This is a genomic window from Brevibacterium renqingii, assembly GCF_017808095.1.
Lineage (GTDB): Bacteria > Actinomycetota > Actinomycetes > Actinomycetales > Brevibacteriaceae > Brevibacterium > Brevibacterium renqingii.
In genome coordinates this window covers 224619-242832 of the sequence record NZ_JADBHG010000001.1, presented here as the reverse complement: position 1 = coordinate 242832, position 18214 = coordinate 224619, and the positions used below count along the sequence as shown (strand labels likewise).

General features: G+C 66.9%; 15 protein-coding genes. 12 read left to right on the top strand and 3 right to left on the bottom strand.

The annotated features are described in order from the left end of the window. The first annotated feature begins 4 nt into the window (after positions 1–4). The 10 genes from IIE29_RS01110 (at position 5) to IIE29_RS01065 (ending at position 11907) form a co-directional block, all read left to right on the top strand. Positions 5–1042 carry a 3-isopropylmalate dehydrogenase gene (locus IIE29_RS01110; protein WP_209323355.1) on the top strand — a complete coding sequence of 346 codons (1038 nt, stop codon included), beginning with the start codon at positions 5–7 and terminating at the stop codon, positions 1040–1042. 269 nt (positions 1043–1311) lie between these two features. Then, positions 1312–2403, top strand: a complete 1092-nt coding sequence (locus IIE29_RS01105) for a branched-chain amino acid aminotransferase (RefSeq protein WP_209323354.1) — start codon at positions 1312–1314, stop codon at positions 2401–2403. Positions 2404–2610: 207 nt separating this feature from the next. Further along, positions 2611–4002 carry an MFS transporter gene (locus tag IIE29_RS01100; RefSeq protein WP_343071749.1) on the top strand — a complete coding sequence of 464 codons (1392 nt, stop codon included), beginning with the start codon at positions 2611–2613 and terminating at the stop codon, positions 4000–4002. 91 nt (positions 4003–4093) lie between these two features. Then, the gene (locus IIE29_RS01095; RefSeq protein ID WP_209323352.1) at positions 4094–5731 is read left to right on the top strand and encodes an HNH endonuclease; all 1638 of its coding nucleotides are present in this window, start codon (positions 4094–4096) and stop codon (positions 5729–5731) included. A gap of 116 nt (positions 5732–5847) precedes the next feature. Continuing rightward, the gene (locus tag IIE29_RS01090) at positions 5848–8049 is read left to right on the top strand and encodes a prolyl oligopeptidase family serine peptidase (protein ID WP_209323351.1); all 2202 of its coding nucleotides are present in this window, start codon (positions 5848–5850) and stop codon (positions 8047–8049) included. Positions 8050–8059: 10 nt separating this feature from the next. Next, a complete protein-coding gene (gene lplB / locus IIE29_RS01085; protein WP_209323350.1) occupies positions 8060–9139 on the top strand; it encodes a lipoate-protein ligase small subunit in 1080 nt (359 codons plus the stop codon). Continuing rightward, positions 9118–9966: a Type 1 glutamine amidotransferase-like domain-containing protein gene (locus IIE29_RS01080; protein WP_209323349.1), complete on the top strand. Its 849-nt coding sequence runs from the start codon at positions 9118–9120 to the stop codon at positions 9964–9966. Before lplB ends, IIE29_RS01080 begins: the two co-directional genes overlap by 22 nt. Beyond that, positions 9963–10379: a hypothetical protein gene (locus IIE29_RS01075; protein WP_209323348.1), complete on the top strand. Its 417-nt coding sequence runs from the start codon at positions 9963–9965 to the stop codon at positions 10377–10379. Before IIE29_RS01080 ends, IIE29_RS01075 begins: the two co-directional genes overlap by 4 nt. A 131-nt stretch (positions 10380–10510) precedes the next feature. After that, on the top strand, positions 10511–11296 hold the full coding sequence (gene thyX / locus IIE29_RS01070) for an FAD-dependent thymidylate synthase (protein WP_209323347.1): 786 nt from the start codon (positions 10511–10513) through the stop codon (positions 11294–11296). 35 nt (positions 11297–11331) lie between these two features. After that, positions 11332–11907: a maltokinase N-terminal cap-like domain-containing protein gene (locus IIE29_RS01065; RefSeq protein ID WP_209323346.1), complete on the top strand. Its 576-nt coding sequence runs from the start codon at positions 11332–11334 to the stop codon at positions 11905–11907. A gap of 34 nt (positions 11908–11941) precedes the next feature. On the opposite strand, the gene IIE29_RS01060 is transcribed toward IIE29_RS01065, so the two are convergent. The 3 genes from IIE29_RS01060 to hrpB form a co-directional block, all read right to left on the bottom strand. Next, entirely contained in the window at positions 11942–12997 is a 1056-nt protein-coding gene (locus IIE29_RS01060) for an alcohol dehydrogenase catalytic domain-containing protein (protein ID WP_209323345.1), read from the bottom strand. 79 nt (positions 12998–13076) lie between these two features. Beyond that, a complete protein-coding gene (locus IIE29_RS01055; protein WP_209324084.1) occupies positions 13077–13928 on the bottom strand; it encodes a 3-methyladenine DNA glycosylase in 852 nt (283 codons plus the stop codon). A gap of 77 nt (positions 13929–14005) precedes the next feature. Beyond that, positions 14006–16627: an ATP-dependent helicase HrpB gene (hrpB, locus tag IIE29_RS01050; RefSeq protein WP_209323344.1), complete on the bottom strand. Its 2622-nt coding sequence runs from the start codon at positions 16625–16627 to the stop codon at positions 14006–14008. 184 nt (positions 16628–16811) lie between these two features. On the opposite strand from hrpB, the gene IIE29_RS01045 reads away from it, so the two are divergent. Together IIE29_RS01045 and IIE29_RS01040 are read left to right on the top strand one after the other, a co-directional pair. Beyond that, a complete protein-coding gene (locus IIE29_RS01045) occupies positions 16812–17375 on the top strand; it encodes an NADPH-dependent FMN reductase (RefSeq protein WP_209323343.1) in 564 nt (187 codons plus the stop codon). 14 nt (positions 17376–17389) lie between these two features. After that, a complete protein-coding gene (locus IIE29_RS01040) occupies positions 17390–18196 on the top strand; it encodes a fumarylacetoacetate hydrolase family protein (RefSeq protein WP_209323342.1) in 807 nt (268 codons plus the stop codon). The last annotated feature ends 18 nt before the right edge of the window (positions 18197–18214 follow it).

The window sequence follows — 18214 nt, the reverse complement described above, 5'->3', positions numbered from 1 at the left end:
GACTATGAAGTTCTCAATCGCAGTCATGCCCGGTGACGGAATCGGCAACGAGGTCGTCCCCGAAGGTCTCAAGGTCCTCCAGCGAGCCATCGAGGTCTCCGATGAGCCCGTCGAACTCGAACTCACCGATTACACGGTCGGCGCCCAGCGCTGGCACGAGACCGGTGAGACGCTCACCGATGAGGAGCTCGAATCGCTGCGCGGCCACGATGCCATCTTCTTCGGCGCCTGCGGCGATCCGTCCGTGCCCTCGGGTGTGCTCGAGCGCGGTGTCATCCTCAAGATGCGCTTCGGACTCGGACACGCGGTCAATCTGCGTCCCTCTAAGCTGTTCGCCGGAGTGACCAGCCCGCTGGCGAATCCGGGCAAGATCGACTTCGTCGTCGTCCGCGAAGGCACGGAGGGCTCCTACACCGGCTCGGGCGGATCGGTGCGCACCGATACACCTCAGGAGGTGGCGACCGAGGTCTCGGTCAACACCTGGTACGGCGTCGAGCGGGCCGTCCGCGATGCCTTCGGGCGTGCCCAGGCCCGGAACAAGAAGCTGACCTATGTGCACAAGCACAATGTGATGGTCCACGCGGGTCACCTGTGGCGGCGCGTCGTCGAGAAAGTCGGTGCGGAGTATCCCGAGGTGACGGTCAACTACGAGCACACCGATGCGTGCACGATCTATATGGTGACCGATCCGGAGCGCTATGACGTCATCGTCACCGATAACCTCTTCGGCGACATCCTCACCGACCTCGCGGCCGCGGTGACCGGTGGAATCGGGTTGGCCGCCTCGGGCAATCTCAATGTCGAGGGCACAGCGCCGAGCCTGTTCGAACCCATTCACGGCTCGGCTCCCGACATCGCCGGGCAGCAGATCGCCGACCCCACCGCATCGATCCTCTCGGGCTCGCTCATGGCGGCTCACCTCGGTCTCGATGTCGTGTCCGAGTCCATCGAAGCGGCCGTCGAGGCCGATCTCGCCGAGCGCGACGGCACGAAGCGCTCCACCGCCGAGGTAGGCGACGCGATCGCAGCGCGACTGGGCTGAGAACGCCTCCGCCGCCGGACCCCGACCGAACCGGCGGCGGGCGGGGGCGGCCACGGCCGCTTCGGGGACGGCATCCCCGACTGCACGGGCGGAGAGCGACTGCAGGCGGGAAGGCGGTTGCAGGTGCGAGAACGGCGGCAGGCGGGAGAGCGGTTGCACGGGCGGAGAGCAGCTGCAAGGGGGAAGAGGACGTCACCCCGGTGCGACGTGCGCGGGGGTGATGGACTACCCTGACAGTGTCACTCATCACAAATGAGAAAAGAGTTCCCATGACAGATTTCACCGTTCTCAAGAACCTTCAGCCGCAACCCGAGCTGGTGCGCGAGAACATCAAGAAGGACCCCGGTTTCGGCCAGTACTTCACCGACCACATGGCGCACATCCGATACACGGTCGATGACGGTTGGCAGGCGCATGAGGTCAAGCCCTATGGCCCGCTGGTGCTCGACCCGGCCGCCGCAGTGCTCCACTACGCGCAGGAGATCTTCGAAGGGCTCAAGGCGTACCGTCACGCCGACGGCTCGGTCTGGACCTTCCGGCCCGAGCGCAACGCCGCGCGCATCAACCGTTCCGCCGAGCGCCTCGCGCTGCCGCAGCTGAGCGAAGAGGACTTCATCGACTCGCTCAAGGCACTGGTCTCCGTCGACCAGGCCTGGGTGCCGACGCCGCAGTCGGACACCGACGAGTCGAGCATGTACCTGCGCCCGTTCATGATCGCGACGGAACGGTTCCTCGGGGTGCGGGCCAGCCACGAAGTCGACTACTACGTCATCGCCTCGCCTGCCGGACCGTACTTCTCCGGCGGCATCAAGCCGCTGTCCATCTGGCTCTCGCCCACGCTCAAGCGCGCCGGCTCCGGTGGCACAGGGTTCGCCAAGTGCGGCGGCAATTACGCGGCTTCGCTGGTCGCGACCAATGAGGCCGCCGCGAAGGGCTGCCAGCAGGTGCTCTTCACAGACGCCGAGGAGAACAAGTACATCGACGAGCTCGGCGGCATGAACCTCATGCTCGTGACCAAGGACGGGAAGCTGCTCACGCCGGCGCTCAGCGACACGATCCTCGACGGCGTGACCCGTCGCTCGCTGCTCGAGCTGGCACCGCAGCTCGGACTCGAGCCCGAGGAGCGCAAGATCTCCGTCGAGGAGTGGCGCGCGGGGGCGGCCAGCGGCGAGATCGTCGAGGCCTTCGCCTGCGGCACGGCCGCGGTCATCACGCCGATCAGCAAGCTCGTCAGCGAGGACTTCACCATCGACCACGGTGAGACGGCCGGAGAGAAGACCATGGAGCTGCGCAGGACGCTGCTCGACATCCAGTACGGCCGGGTCGAGGACACGAACAACTGGCTCGTGCGTCTGGCCTGAGGGAGCTCCGCTCTGACAGCGCTGAGGCGGGTATCGCGATCACGGTCGCGGTGCCCGCCTTCGCTCTTCGTGCTTGTCATGAGCCTCGGGACACCTGCCGGACCGGAGGTGCTGTGGTCCCTGCCGTGTTCTTCGACGATCGCTCTTGAGCGAGAACCTTCCTGACTCATTTGCGCAATTATGCGCAAAATGGGGTACTGTGTCCTCGTGTCCACCACCACCTCGGCGTCGGTACCGACAGCCTCCGAAGTCATCGCCAACCTGCCATGGAGATGGCGCACCCAGGGCGCCATCTTCATCATCGGCGGGCTCGGGTTCATGTTCGACGCCTGGGACGTCGCACTCAACGGATTTCTGATCCCGCTCCTCAGCGACTATTGGAGTCTCAGCGTCGGTCAGGCGTCCTGGATCGCTGCGGCGAACCTCATCGGAATGGCCCTCGGGGCTTTCATCTGGGGCGGTGTCGCCGATGTCATCGGCCGCAAGAAAGCCTTCACACTCACGCTCCTCGTGTTCTCGATCTTCACGGTCGCGGGAGCCTTCGCTCCCGCATACGGATGGTTCATCCTCTTCCGCTTCCTCGCAGGATTCGGACTCGGCGGATGCATTCCCGTCGACTATGCGCTCGTCGGGGAGTTCACTCCGAGCCGGCATCGTGGCCGGGTGCTCACGGCCATGGACGGCTGGTGGCCGATCGGCGCCTCCCTGTGCGCCTTCGTCTCCGCGTATCTGCTGGACTTCGGCGACTGGCGGCTGATCATGCTCATCATGATCGTGCCGGCGCTGCTCACCGTCGCCGTCCGGTTCGGGATTCCCGAATCACCTCTCTATCTCGCCTCGGTCGGTCGCTACGAGGAGGCCGACGCCGTCATCGCCGGGCTGGTCGCACGCACCGGTGCCGAGGCGCGCGAATGGACGCATGTCGTACCCGCGAGCGCGTCTTCCGGCTCAGGGGACGAAGCCGACGGACGGTGGCGCGCCGCGAGCGGCCAGCTGGTGCAGCTGTGGCGGCACTCAGCCGGGACGACGCTCGTGGCATGGTCGCTCTTCGTTTCCATCCTCCTCGTCTACTACGCGGCGCTGACATGGCTTCCCGGGATCCTCAAGCAGCAGGGTCTGGCCGATCAGGCGGCCTTCCTCGTGACAGGTTCGATGACAGCGGTCGGAATCCTCGGCGTCGTGGTCTCAGCGCTCACCGTCGAACGTTTCGGACGCAAATGGGTGCTCGGTTCGACTGCCATCGCCTCGGCGGTGCTGCTCGTCGCCTCGGCAGTGTTCATCGAATCGTCCGGTTCGCAGCTGACGTTCTCGGCCAAGGCGGCGATCATCGGCTTCGGCTTCGTCGTCCAGGTCGCGATCCCGGCCCTGTACACATACGTGTCCGAGCTCTATCCGACCCGGCTGCGCGGTTCGGGATTCGGCTGGGCCTCGGCGGCCTCCCGCGTGGCCACGGGCATCGCCCCGATCGTGTTCGGAGCCTTCATGTGGCCGGTGCTCGGCCTGACGCTGACGTTCGTCCTCACCGGAGTGCTCGTCGTCGCGGCAGTCCTGATGATGAGTCTCCTGGCCCGCGAGACGACCGGCGAGGAACTCGGCTGAAGAGCGCCTGCGGGAGCCCATGGAGATGGCGTGACCTCGGAAGACAGGCGCAAATGAAGTCGTGTCAGTGCCGCCGTATAGTGTCGGAGTCATGGAAGCAGAGCAGGTTCCGGACGTTCTCACCGAGATCCATCGGTGGCGCCGTTCCCTGTCCGAACTGCCGCCGGCGAAGACCGAGGAAGAGGCGATCGACCGGATCGCCGCCCTGGAGGAGTTGAACTCGGCGAGCGCGGCAGCTCAGGCTCGGGAGACCCTGACCTTCGACATGCTCCGGAGGAACCGTGAGGCCGAGGACGGAGTGGCCAGTGAGAAGCAGGGCCGCGGTCTCGGGGCGGAGATCGCGTTGGCGCGCAGGGTCTCCCGTTCGCGCGGCGATGGGCTGCTGAAGTTCTCCCGCACACTGCTCATGGATCTGCCCAGGACGTATGCGGCGATGAAGAGCGGGGACATCTCCGAGGAGAAGGCGCGGGTCGTCGCCAGGGAATCCGATTGGCTGCCGCGCGAGAAGAAGCACGAACTCGATGAGCGCATGGCAGAGCGCCTCCCCGAAGCCGGAGTCAAGCGACTCGGGAACGAAGTCCGCGCACTGGCCCAACAGCTCGATCAACGGGCTGCGGTCAAACACCTTGAACGTCGTGTCGAGGAGCGGTCGGTGAGTGTGCGCCCTGCCCCGGGGAACATGGCCTATCTGACGGCGCTGCTTCCGATGCCGCAGGCGGTGGCCGCCTTTGCCAATCTCCAGAAGTCGGCGCAGTCACTCATCGCCACCGGAGAATCATCAGGTCGGACGCAGAGCCAGATCGCCGTCGATCTTCTGGTCGAACGTCTCACGGGACAGGCATCCGCAGCCGCAGTGCCCACAGAAGTCCACCTCATCATGCAGGCCAGCAGTCTGTTCGAGCCCGGAGCCGAAGCTGCCTGGTTCCCGGGATGTGGTCCGATCCCGGCGCAGGCTGCCCGGGATTTCGTGACCGAGAACGAGGCGGCCGTGTTCGTTCGGCGGATGTACACACGACCGGAAGACGGCCAGCTCGTACGCATGGATTCCCGCCGAAGGGAGTTTTCCGGTCTGCTCAGGCGCATGGTCGTCTTCCGTGACGACGTCTGCAGGTCGCCGTGGTGTGAAGCGCCCATCAAACATGCCGATCATGCCGATTCGTACGCTTCGGGCGGAACGACCGGTTGGGTCAATTCCTCCGGACTGTGCGCCGCCTGCAATTTTGCTAAGGAACTCTCCGGGTGGCGGCACGAGGCGACACCGGATGAGCTCGAGGTGAGCACCCCGACGGGGCACCACTATCGCTCACGCACCAAACCGATCAGCGGCCCCGACCCTGCACTGGTCCGGGGCGAAGTCGTAACGGAGGCGAACGCTCCTCCCAGCATCCAGGACGGCCGCGGATCGCCGGGTGCCGACCCGCCGGGTGCCGACCCGCCGGGCGCCGCTCCGTCGAATACCGGCCCGCCAGGCGCCGATGCCAGTCCGCCGGGTGCCGACCCGTCGCACACCGATCAGCCGGGGGCCGATGCCAGTCCGCCGGGTGCCGATCCGTCGATCAATGTGCTGATCCCGTGGCGGTTCCGCCCTCGGGACTCGCAGCCATCGATGATCGACATCGGCGGGAAGACCATCGGAGTCGAGGTATTCGAGGCCGACGACGATCCGCTCAGTCCTGCCGAAGAACTCCTGTGCATCGGCACCTGGGAGCACCGCAGACAGAGGCGATGAGACGTCGGCGTCAACCCAGCGCGGCCTGTTGGCGCCGGTCGGGCAGCTCGGGCTGGTCATGCTGCGCCCGTCCGCACACAGTGGCAGCCGCGACAGCATTCACTAGGATGGGTGGCATGCGTGAAGAGAGTACAGCCCCGACGACGAGCGCTGAGATGCCCGACGACGAGAACCTCTGGCTCGAGGACATCACCGGCGAAGCACAGCTCGACTGGGTCAGAAAGCAGAACGCGAAGACGCTCGACCGCTTCCACGACGGACTCTTCGACGCCATCTCAGACGAACTGCGCACCGCACTGGACTCCGACGACCGGATCCCGATGGTCACCAAACGCGGAGAACACTTCTTCAACTTCTGGCGGGACGAGACGAACCCGAAGGGACTGTGGCGACGTACGACCTGGGACAGCTACCGCACTCCGACACCCGACTGGGAAGTGCTGCTCGATCTCGACGAGCTGGCCGCCCGTGAGGACACGGCATGGGTCTGGTCAGGAGCGATGGTCCGCCGCAGCGACAATCGTCGCGCTCTCGTCCTGCTGTCGCCTGACGGGGGAGACTCACATCGTGTCCGCGAATTCGATCTCGAGGACAAGGAGTTCGTCGACGGCGGCTTCGACATCCCGGCTGCCAAGACGCGACTGGCCTGGCTCGACGACGACACCGTGCTCGTGGCGACCGAGACCGACGAGGACTCCCTGACGACCTCGTCCTACGCCCGCCAGGCCAGAGCGCTCAGACGCGGGCAGGATGTGTCCGAGGCTCCGATCGTCGCCGAGGTGCCCCGTAACCATGTCGCCATCTTCGTCGGCAGCGACGTCAGGCCCGGCACAGAGACCACCGATCGGGTCGTCCTCGATGACGCCATCGACTTCTTCAACTCCCGATTCAGCTTCCTCGACCTCGATGACATCAAGGAGGCCGATGGGACTGTCTCCGCCGACCCCGAAGTGTGGAAGGAGGCAATCACCACGGTCGAGGTCCCGACCGACGTCCAGGTCGGTTTCGAGCGCGATCTGGTGCTCTTCCGACCGCAGTCGTCCTGGGACGCAGGCACCGCCGTGGTGTCCGCCGGAGGACTCGCCATCGCCGATATCGCCGACGTCAAGGCCGGTGAGATCACTCCTCGGGTGATCTTCACCCCCGACGAGCACACATCGCTGCAGTCATTCACCTTCACCCATGACTTCCTCGTCCTCGAGCTGTTGGCCGATGTGCAGTCGAAGCTGGTCGTCCTCGACCTCGAAAACGATTTCGCCGAGTCCGCACTGCCGGGGGTGCCGGCTAATCACATGGTCGGGCTCGCCGCGGTCGACAAGTTCGACCCGGCGACCGCCAACGACTACTGGATGGTCAGCACAGGCTTCCTCACCCCCTCGACTCTGTCGTACGGAACATTGGGCACACCGTCGCATGGCGCCTCGGAGGCCCCCTCGTCCGAGGGAGACGAAGCCGACGCCGAGGTGATCAAGTCCGCAGCCGCACTGTTCCCGTCCGATGGGCTGAGGGTCGAACAGCACTTCGCCACCAGCGCCGACGGCACGAAGGTCCCGTACTTCCAGATCAGCGACGAGGACATCGAACTCGACGGCGGCAACCCCACGCTGCTCGACGGCTACGGAGGCTTCGAAGTCAGCCGCACCCCCGTGTACTCGCCCGTCGTCGGCATCGGCTGGCTGAGCCGGCGCACAGGGGTGGAGACGGCACGCAGGGGCGTCTATGTGCTGGCCAACATCCGCGGGGGCGGCGAATACGGACCCGACTGGCACACCTCGGCGATGCGGGAGAACCGGCTACTATGCTTTGAGGACCACGCGGCGGTCGCCCGTGACCTCATCGATCGCGGGGTGACGAACCCGAAACGACTCGCCTGCGCCGGAGGTTCGAACGGCGGCCTTCTGGTCGGGAACATGCTCACCCAGTACCCCGAGCTCTTCGGCGCCGTCTCCTGCGGCGTGCCACTGCTCGACATGCGGCGATACACGAAGCTCAGCGCCGGCTATTCGTGGAAGGCCGAATACGGAGACCCGGACGTGGGCGAGGACTGGGAATTCATCCGCACGTTCTCGCCGTACCACCTCATCGAGGCCGACCGGGACTATCCGCCCGTGCTGTTCTGGACAGCGACCTCGGACGATCGGGTCGGTCCCGTCCAGGCACGGAAGATGGCCGCGCGGATGCAGGCACAGGGCATCGAGAACGTCTGGTTCTTCGAAGACACCGAAGGCGGGCACTCGGCGGCCTCGGACAATGAGCAGACGGCATTCACCCGGGCTCTGAGCTACCGCTTTCTGTGGAACTCGCTGACGGGGGAGTAGGTTGGGAAGCATGACGAACGAGACGCAGCACTTCCACGGCGAATTTAAGGTCATCGGCGGCAAGCTCGTAGTCGCCGATGTGACCACCGACGGCAAGACCATCACCGAGGTCAAGATCTCCGGCGACTTCTTCCTCGAACCCGAAGAAGCGTATTTCGACCTGGCACCGGCACTCGAAGGCGCCAGCGTCAACGCCGACAATGCGGCACTGCGCCAGCGACTCGACTCCGCGCTCGCCGGCTACGGCTCCGAGCTGGCCATGCACGGCTTCTCGACGGCCGACATCGCCACGGTCGTCCGCCGTGCCCTCGGTTCGGCCGCGAACTTCACCGATTTCGATTGGCAGGTCATCCGCGGCGAGGTCCTGCCGACCCAGGTGAACGTGGCCCTCGACCAGGTGCTGCTCGAAGAGGTCGCCGCCGGACGGAGGAAGCCGACGCTGCGGTTCTGGGAATGGGAGGACACCGCAACCGTGATCGGTGCCTTCCAGTCCTATGTCAACGAGCTGCGTCCCGAAGGCGTGGAGAAGCACGACGTCCAGGTCGTCCGCAGGATCTCCGGCGGTGGTGCCATGTTCATGGAGGGCGGCAACTGCATCACCTATTCGATGTTCGTCCCGCCCGCCCTCGTCGCCGGGCTCGACTACGAGGAGTCCTACGTCTTTCTCGACCAATGGGTGCTGGCAGCGCTGGCCAGCCTCGGCGTCGACGCCTTCTACAAGCCCATCAACGACATCTCGTCGACAGGCGGCAAGATCGGCGGCGCCGCTCAGAAGCGCCTGCGCGACGGCACGCTGCTCCACCACGCGACGATGAGCTACGACATCGACGCCGACAAGATGGTTGAAGTCCTGCGGATCGGCGAGGCGAAGATCTCCGACAAAGGAGTTTCGAGCGCGAAGAAGCGCGTCGATCCGCTGCGCAGCCAGACCGGTGAGGCCCGGAAGGACATCATCGACGTCATGGCCGAGACCTTCGCCTCCCGGTACGGCGCCTCCTACGACACCTACACCGAGGCCGAGCTGGAGAGGGCGCAGACCCTCGTCGAGGAGAAGTTCGGGACCGACAAATGGACCCATCGCGTGCCCTGAGGAACGAGACCGGGTGCCCCGACATTCGCAACGAGAAGAGAGTCGACGGCACGATCGTGGCCCTCGGCGGCGGCGGATTCTCGATGGCGGAGGACGGGAGCTCCGTGATCGACGATCGCCTGCTGAAGATGGCAGAACAGGCACGGGTGAATCGCCGGAAACGTGCGCCGCGCCCCGATGTCGGGACGGAGAGCCCGAACGCGGTCTCTGACCTGCGTGTCTGCTTCGTACCGACGGCCTCCGGCGACGACCCCGCCTATATCCAGCGCTTCGAAGACGCCTTCGCCGAACGTGTCGAGACACATGTTCTGTCCCTGTTCGGGCAGGCCGGGCAGGAGTATTCGGATCCGAGCATGCTCTTGGACATGGACCTCGTCTATGTCGGGGGTGGATCCACCGTCAACCTCCTCGCCCTGTGGCGACGGCATGGGGTCGACGATGCCCTCCGACAGGCCGCCGCCGGCGGAGTCATCCTGGCCGGCATCAGCGCGGGAGCGAACTGCTGGTTCGATGCCTCATCCACCGACTCCTTCGGACAGCTGGCGCCGCTCAACGACGGGCTCGGGTTCATCTCCGGCAGCGCATGCCCGCACTTCCACGGTGAAGCCGACCGCGCGGAGACGTTCCATGACTGGATCGGCTCCGGCGAGCTGCCCGGCCCGGGACTGGCCATCGACGACGGAGCCGCGGTCGTCTTCGATCGCGCAGGGGCCGCCTCGGTGATGGTGGAAGAACCCGAGGCATGGGCCTTCGTCGTCTCCGACCAGGTGCCGGTGCGGCCGGTGACGCGCTGCGCCGACCGGGTCTGGGGGCGGGCCGAACCGTGAGCGACGACGAGCTGCAGGCGATCTTCACCTATGCCTGGCGCAGACAGCGGCGTGAGGCGGTGCTGCTCATCCTCGTCTCGTGCCTGTTCGTCGTCGTCGGACTGATCATGCTCATCGGCGCGGGTCTGATGGCCGGGCTCTTCGTAGCTGTATTCTTCGCTGCCGGCATTGTGGCCGGCAGCATGCAGCTGGTCGGCATGGGCACCCGGCGCGGACTGCTCTTGGGCATCACATCCGCGGTGCTGCTGACGTTCGCCTGCGGATTCCTCGTTGTGATGACGCTGACCGGGATCGTCATCGATGCTCCCGGACGGTCGCAGCTGATCGCCACGATCGCCGCAGCCGTCGGCGTCGTGTTCTTCGGCGGCGGGTCGGTCGTGCTCATGGTCAGATTCGGTCGGAGATATCGGTAGCGATCTGAGAATCCACCCCTTTTGCTCGGGTCTGTGGGATAGTGTTCGGGTCTGTAGGATTGGGAATCACACTCCACCGCTGAACGACTGCACTCTGCACCAGAACAACTGCACCCTGCACAAGGAGAGCCATGCGCCAGGTCGAACCGTCCGTTGAACTGCTCGCCAAACCCAGCATCGATTGGGAAGCGATGAGGACGTACCTCGATGAGGTGGGCGGCAACAACTGGGCCGATCGCGTCGAAGAGGCCGATTCGCCCGACGCCGAGGATCTCCTCGAGTTCTCCGGCCGCATGTGCTACCGCTCCTGGGAGCCCGGACTCAATCCGAACGTCTCCCGAGTGCGCACCGATTCCGCTCAGTACCTGGGCAATGTCGTGCGTTCCCAGCACGGTTCCGTGCTCGAACACGCGAACTTCACGTTCGTCCTCCACAACGTCTCCCGCGTGCTCACCCACGAGCTCATCCGCCACCGCGCCGGCTCCGCGTTCTCGCAGGAGTCCCTGCGCTATGTGCGCCTGTCCGACATCCCGTTCTGGTTCCCCGAATGGGCCCGTGAGGATCCCGAGCTGATGGAGCGCTCCCTGAAGGTCCTCGACACGCTCGAGGAGCATCAGAAGTGGATGGCCGAGCACTTCGAACTCGACGAGGAGGGCACGAAGTTCTCCCACAAGAAGCACATGACCTCGTTCATGCGCCGCTTCGCCCCCGAAGGACTGGCCACCGGCATCGTCTACACCGCGAACCTGCGCTCTCTGCGCCACGTCATCGAGATGCGCACCGCCAAGGGCGCCGAAGAGGAGATCCGCCTCGTGTTCAACAAGATCGGCGAGGTCATGCGGGAGGAAGCCCCCGCCGTCTTCGCCGACTACGAGGTCGTCGACGGAGAGTGGATCCCCGGCACCCGCAAGGCCTGAGCCCGCCCCGAACACCGACGTCAGGAGGAACCGTCATGGCTGATATCTATGCCGCGCAGCTCAATCCCGGCAAGCTCGAGGTCGTCACCGAATGGGTGGCCGCACAGGACTGGGCGGCGGACCTCGATCTCGGTTCCGCACCGCTCGAGCCGGTCACGTCCTACCGATTCGATGATCCCGCCGGTGAGGTCGGCCTCGAAGTGCACATCGTCCGCAGCGGCGACCGACACTTCCAGGTTCCGCTGAGTTACCGCGGAGCCCCGCTCGACGGTGCCGATGAGCACCTGATCGCGACCATGGAGCATTCCGTGCTCGGCAAACGCTGGGTCTACGCGGGTATGGGCGATCCGGTCTTCCGCCAACGCCTCGACGAGGCCATCGCCACGGCCGGAACCTCGGCGAAGCAGTTCCGCGTCGACGAAGACGGACGACGGATCGATGAGATCACCGAGGTGGCCCAAGCCTTCGGGACGGGACCGCTGCCCGGTGCCCGCGACGTCGAAATGCTGCACCGGCTGAGCCTCGACTCACCGGCCGAAGGAACCGAGGGTCGGCTGCTGGGGCGCTGGACCGGTCAGGAAGCGGCCGTCGTCCTCGCCGTCATGGTGTGAATCCTGACCGTCGTGGTGTGAGCGGAGGAGGCGATCACCGCGCCAGGTCGATGATCGTCATCCCGGCCGATGCCGCAGGCAGGCTCATGGCCTCCATCGCCTCCGGCGCGTCGGCGAGGCCGATGACGGTGGTGACGAGATCCTGCGGGCGCAGTCGCCCCTGCACCACGAGGTCGACGAGCTCGGGATAGTCGGCGGCGGCCATGCCGTGGGAGCCGAGCACACTGAGTTCGAGTGCGATCACGCGCGGCAGATCGACGACCGGCGCCTGCGGCAGCAGACCGATCTGCACATGCCGGCCCAACGGCGCCAGAGCGCCGATGGCCGCCCGGATCGTATCCTCACGGCCCAGCGCGTCGACGGTCACGGCCACCCCGTCCGGGCACTCGCCGTGAACCTGGGAGACGACCTCGGCGCTCAGCTCCTCCGGGCTCAGCCCGCCGGCGTCGACGGTTCGGACCGCACCGAGACGACGAGCCGACGAGAGGGCGGCCCGGCTGACGTCGACGGCCACGACCTCGGCGCCGAGGGCTCGAGCGATCATGATCGCCGACAGTCCCACGCCCCCGCAGCCGAACACGGCCACCGTCTCACCGGCGGTCAGCTCCGCCCGCACGCGCAGTCCGTGGAAGGCGGTGGCGAATCGACAGCCGAGTCCGACCACGGCGGCGGCAGGCAGTTCCTCGGGCACGGACACGAGATTCGCATCGGCCTGGTGGATGACGACCTGCTCGGCCCACGAGCCGAAATGGGTGAAGCCCGGCTGGGTCTGATCCGGACAGACCTGCGCATTGCCGGAGCGGCACCAGCGGCAGCGCCCGCACCCGCAGACGAAGGGCACGGTCACCCGCTGACCGACATGGAATTCCTCCACACCGACCCCCGCCGAGGCGACTCGACCGACCAGCTCATGCCCGGGAACGTGCGGCAGGCGGATCGACTCATCGTGACCGGTCCAGGCATGATGATCGCTGCGGCACACCCCTGTGGCCTCGACGTCGATGACGACCCCGGCAGCGGGGGCGACCGGGGCAGCGATGTCCCGCAGCTCGGGACGGACGGAGAACTCTTCGAAGACGATGGCGCGCATGACGTCGAGAGTAGGCGTCACGGCAGCCGAGCGCCGATCGTGTCCAGCCTGTGAAGTCCGCCCCCGTTCAACGCGGCGTTCAGCGCGGCCGCACGCCTGCGGATCCCAGGGACTCGAGCAGCCGCCGCCGGAGCGCCTGGGCACGTGCGGAGAATTCCTTCTGCCGGTGCATGTACTCGGCCTTGCCTGCTGCGGTCTCGACGGCGACGACTCCGTAGCCCCATCCGCGCAGGTCATAGGGAGAGGCTTCCATATCCAGAGTGCGGATGTCGAGGGCGAGATCGAAGCAGTCGAGGACGAGAGCCGAGGGCGCGACCGGTCCGATCTTCATCGCCCATTTGTAGAGGTCCATGCCCGCATGCAGGCACCCGGGTTGTTCGTTGTCGATCATGCCGGACCGGCTCGGCTGCAGCGTGTTCAACGGCCGTGCCGGTTCGGTGAAGAAGCGGAAGGCATCATGGTGCGAGCACTGGATGCGATGGCCCTCGACCACGGCATCGGTCTCGGCCGGGCTGAGACGCAGGGGCACCTGCTGATGGCGGCGCTCCTCCTCGCTCAGCCGGTAGACCATCGCCCATTCATGGATCCCGAAGCAGCCGAAGTTCGCTTCCCGGTGCAGGGTGGCGGCGAGGAGTGAGGCGATGAACTTCGCTCCGTCCCCCCGATCGGCCTGCCAGGCGTCGAGATCGAACTCGGCGTTCGTGCCTGCGTGGTCGAGGCGGTACCAGCGACGATCGAAGCACTGGCGATCGGCATCGGTTTCGAGCTCGAGGCGGATGCCGGGCCCGGGGTTCCACTTCGCCAGCTGCCCGACCTTGAACGGATAGTAGGTGAACAGGAAGTCCTCGACGGGATGGGCCTCGCCGCGCATCCGCCGGGCGATGTGCGCATCGGTGCGCGCGGCGACCGCCGCGGCGTGCTCGTCCCGCATCCGCCGCCAGGTGCGGGCGGGCAGGACATCGCCTCGGCCGAAGGTCGTCGGCGCGGCAGGACGGGCGGGTGCTGAGGTCACCGGTTCATTGTCCCAGACCGCTTCGTGCCCCGCATCGCGGGTGCGCTCAGCGGATCCTCCGGCCAGGGGTGCTTCGGATAGCGTCCCCGGTTCTCGGCGCGGACCTGTGAGTACGCATTGGCCCAGAAGGAGGCGAGATCGGCGGTGACAGCGAGCGGACGTCGGGCGGGGGAGAGCAGATGGAGGGTGACCGGCACCCTCCCATCGCAGATGCGCGGGACCGCCTCCCAGCCGAAGCACTCCTGGAGCTTGACCGCGAGAACCGGGCCGTCATCGGCCCGTTCGGGCTCCGGGTAGTCCAGGCGGATGCGCGATCCGCTGGGCACCTCGAGCGATTCCGGGACCAATTCGCGAAGCCGTGCGGCCTCCGGCCAGGGAAGCAGGGTGCGCAGAGCCGATACGAGGTCCACCCGGCCGGAATCCGAGCCCTTAGCCATCCGGTCGAGCGCGTCCGGGCACCAGTCGGTCAGAGTCTGCTCCAGATGTGACCAGCGCACGTCCGGCCAGGGCTCGCCGAAGACGGAGCGGAGCAGGCCGAGCCGGGCACGCAGGGATTCGAAGGAGTCCGAGGGACGCAGCACTTCGCGTGCGCCGCGGGTGCGTACGGATTCGGCGATCGCCGTGCGTGCCAGTTCGGGACCGGCTGTGATCGGTGTGGCCGAGAGCTCGATCCCGCCGAGGCGGGTCCGGCGCACCGCTCGCACCCGTCCTTGGTCGAACACCGCGGTCTCCTCCGCGGCCAGCAGCCCGGCACCGGCGAGCTCGGCAGTGTCCTGGTCGATGATGGCAGCCGCGCGGATGAGCGCTCTGGAACCGACCAGCCCGACCTCGGAGATCGCCAACCATGCAGCGCCTGTGAGAGACGAATCGCGCGGCAGCGTCGCGGCCGTCCCCGAGGCGAGCAGGTATTCGGACTCCGAGGCGCTGCGCAGCCGGGCGATCTGCAGCGGCTGGGACAGAGCGGTGACGAGCCCGAGATCGTCCGGATCGAGAGCCGTGTGGGTGCCCGCCGATGTCGGCGCGAATTCCGCGGCCAGCCCTGCGAACCGCTTCGTGTCCTGACCGAAGCGAGGATCCCTGCTCCGACGCAGTTGGCGCAGCAGCGCAGTGAGGTCGGCGCCCGGGGCACGCTGTTCGGATTCGATGACGGCGATCGCCTCGGCGGCAGCGGTCGGCGACAGCAGCGCGGCTCCGTCGAGCAGCCCCCTGGCCGACCAGACGGAGGCGGGAATCCGGGCGATCGTGCGTCCGAGCTCGGTGACGATCAGCCGTGCGCTGCCGGCACCCGCCTCGGCGGATTCGACCGCCCCGATGGCTGTGAGGTTGCCGATCGCCAGCTTCCGCGGTCCCTCGGGCATCGGTTCGGGCAGCAGGGACTCGTCCCCGCCCCACACTGCGAGCTGTAGGACCGCCGAGGTGAGATCGGCTGTCGAGATCTCGGCGGGTGTGTGCTCGGGCAGACCTGCCCAATCGGCCTCACTCATGCAGCGGTACGCGATGCCGGGTCCCTGTCGGGCGGCTCGACCCGCGCGTTGAGTTCCCGAGGCCTTCGACTCCCGCATCGTCACGAGTCCCGACATCCGCCGACGGGTGTCCAAGCGCGGGCCGCGTGCCAGACCCGAATCGACGACGATGCGGACCCCGGGAACCGTCAGGGCCGATTCCGCAACTGCCGTCGAGACGATGACGCGGCGCCCACCCGCCCTGCAGGTGCGGGGCCGCAGGATCCCATCCTGCTCCTTCGCCGGGGTCCGGCCGGTGAGGGTGTGCACCTCGACGTCGGCACTGTCTGCCGCGGAATCCTCGGGCAGGCCGCGGCGGATGCGGGCGGCGACCTCCTCGACCTCACGAGCACCGGGAGCGAAGACGAGGACATCGCCGCTGTCCTGCGACAGAGCAGCGAGCGTCGTCTGCGCGATGTGGTCGAGGAAGTCCCGGCTCACACCCCGGGCATCGAGCGGCTTCTCCTGCGCCGCTGCCCACCGGATCTCGAGGGGATGCGCATCGGCAGCTGCCGACAGCCGCACCGCGCCGAACTTCTCAGCCCACAGGCCGGCGTCGAGGGTCGCCGACATGACGACGAGTGCGAGATCTTCGCGCAAGTCGATGAGTTCCCGGCACATCGCGAAGACGAGGTCCGTGTCGAGCTGACGTTCGTGCACCTCGTCGAGGACGACCGCCGAGGCTCCGCCGAGCTCGGGGTCGCGCAGCAGCCGGTTCAGGAGCACACCGGTGGTGACGAATTCGATGCGGGTCCGCGCCGAGGTCCGCGCCTCGCCGCGGACCGTGAAGCCGATCTCCTCGCCGAGGCGGGTGTCCGTGAGGGCGGCCAGCCGCCGGGCGGCGGCACGGGCGGCCATCCGTCGCGGCTGGGTGACGATGACGCGGCGCGGCCCGACATCGGTGCTGTCGGTGCCGGCTCGCACGGCGGCTCGGCTGTCCAGGTGGTCGGCGATGAGCGGGGGCACGAGCGTGGTCTTGCCGGTGCCGGGAGGAGCCTCGACGACGAGGCGGGGGAAGGGGCCCGCCTCGGCGGCGGCGAGCTGCCCGACGAGCGCGGCGGCAGGCAGCCCGGCACCGATGGCCGCGAGATCGAAGGTCCCGGATGCTTCGGTCATGGGAACACCCTCGGGGCGAGGGGACGGAGATGCATGCGACGGATTGTGCATGGTTCCAGTGTCGCAGGTGGGAGCGGACGCCGGGCGGAATAGTTCAAAATTCAACTGTGTTGAGCGAAAGCCCAACGCATCAGGACTCTGCACCATCCAGCCTGATGCCCGACAACCACAGGAGGACCCCATAATGTCGCACACCCGCCCTCGCATCAGCATCATCGTCGGCAGCACCCGAACGGTGCGCATCGGCCGGCAGCTCGCCGATTCCATCGCCGCCGTCATGTCCGAGGCCGTCGACGCGGACATCCGGATCCTCGATCTGCGCGAGATCGCTCTGCCGCTGCTCGACGAACCGCGGATGGCGGCTCTGCACGACTACGAGCACGCCCACACCCTGGCCTGGGCCGAGGAGATCCTCGCCTCCGATGGGCTCGTCTTCCTCACACCGCAGTACAACAGCGGCTATCCGGCGGGCCTGAAGAACGCTATCGACTACCTCTTCGTCGAATGGAAGGACCGCCCGGCGACGATCATCAGCTACGGCGGCCACGGCGGCGCGCAGCTCGATCAGATCCTCCGCTTCGTGGGCATGGAGGTCACCGACGAGCAGCCTCAGCTGCTCATCGCGCCGGACGACTACGCACCCAGCGGGTCCCTCAGCCGCCCCGCCGAGGTGGTCGCCCGCAGCCGCGAGGAACTCGAGTCCGCAGCACGCGCATTGGCCGCGGTGATCGGTGCGCCGACGCACTGACTAGACTGGGGCACATGCGTATTGCCAGATTTGTGCATCAGGATGAACCCAAGTACGGAGTCGTCGAGGGTGAGGTGCCGCCGATCACCGACGGGACCTGGGACACCTCGGGCCTCGAGCTCGCCGTCCTCGACTCGGACCCGTTCTTCTCGCCGGCCCAATCGACGGGGGAGAGGCTCAAGCTCGACGATGTGCGTCTGGTCAGTCCCATCCTGCCGCGCTCGAAGGTCATCGGCGTCGGCCGCAACTTCGCCGATCACGCCGCTGAGCTCGGCAATGAGGTGCCGGCCTCTCCGCTGACCTTCTTCAAGCCGAACACCTCGGTCATCGGTCCCGGCGACCCCATCCGACTGCCCGCCATCAGCGAACACGTCTCCTATGAGGCCGAGCTCGCCGTGATCATCGGACGTGTGGCCAAGGGGGTCAGGGCCGAGAACGCCATGGACCACGTCCTCGGCTTCACAGCCGGCAACGACGTCACCCTCCGCGACATCCAGAAGGCCGACAAGCAGTGGTCCAGGGCCAAGGGCTTCGACACCTCCTGCCCGCTGGGGCCCTGGATCGAAACCGACCTCGACGTCGACGAAGTCAGCATCCGGTCCTGGGTCGACGGGGATCAGAAGCAGGACGGCACCACCGCCGACTTCATCTTCGACATCCCGACCCTCATCGAGCACCTGTCCGAGACGATCACCCTGCTGCCCGGCGACGTCATCCTCACTGGGACGCCGGCCGGAGTCGGCCAGATCGTCGCTGGCAACCGCGTCGACATCGCGATCGAGGGCCTCGGGGTTCTGTCGAACCCGGTCATGGACGCCTGAGGCACGATCGCCTCGGCG

Excerpts from the sequence above, each read along its gene's own strand:
- IIE29_RS01090 (WP_209323351.1), top strand. The coding sequence starts at position 5,848 with ATGCGTGAAGAGAGTACAGCCCCGACGACGAGCGCTGAGATGCCCGAC.
- IIE29_RS01060 (WP_209323345.1), bottom strand. The coding sequence starts at position 12,997 with ATGCGCGCCATCGTCTTCGAAGAGTTCTCCGTCCGTCCCGAGCTGCGG.
- IIE29_RS01105 (WP_209323354.1), top strand. The coding sequence starts at position 1,312 with ATGACAGATTTCACCGTTCTCAAGAACCTTCAGCCGCAACCCGAGCTG.
- IIE29_RS01045 (WP_209323343.1), top strand. The coding sequence starts at position 16,812 with ATGTCGCACACCCGCCCTCGCATCAGCATCATCGTCGGCAGCACCCGA.
- IIE29_RS01095 (WP_209323352.1), top strand. The coding sequence starts at position 4,094 with ATGGAAGCAGAGCAGGTTCCGGACGTTCTCACCGAGATCCATCGGTGG.
- hrpB (WP_209323344.1), bottom strand. The coding sequence starts at position 16,627 with ATGACCGAAGCATCCGGGACCTTCGATCTCGCGGCCATCGGTGCCGGG.
- IIE29_RS01040 (WP_209323342.1), top strand. The coding sequence starts at position 17,390 with ATGCGTATTGCCAGATTTGTGCATCAGGATGAACCCAAGTACGGAGTC.
- IIE29_RS01065 (WP_209323346.1), top strand. The coding sequence starts at position 11,332 with ATGGCTGATATCTATGCCGCGCAGCTCAATCCCGGCAAGCTCGAGGTC.
- lplB (WP_209323350.1), top strand. The coding sequence starts at position 8,060 with ATGACGAACGAGACGCAGCACTTCCACGGCGAATTTAAGGTCATCGGC.
- IIE29_RS01080 (WP_209323349.1), top strand. The coding sequence starts at position 9,118 with ATGGACCCATCGCGTGCCCTGAGGAACGAGACCGGGTGCCCCGACATT.
- IIE29_RS01110 (WP_209323355.1), top strand. The coding sequence starts at position 5 with ATGAAGTTCTCAATCGCAGTCATGCCCGGTGACGGAATCGGCAACGAG.
- IIE29_RS01055 (WP_209324084.1), bottom strand. The coding sequence starts at position 13,928 with ATGCGGGACGAGCACGCCGCGGCGGTCGCCGCGCGCACCGATGCGCAC.
- thyX (WP_209323347.1), top strand. The coding sequence starts at position 10,511 with ATGCGCCAGGTCGAACCGTCCGTTGAACTGCTCGCCAAACCCAGCATC.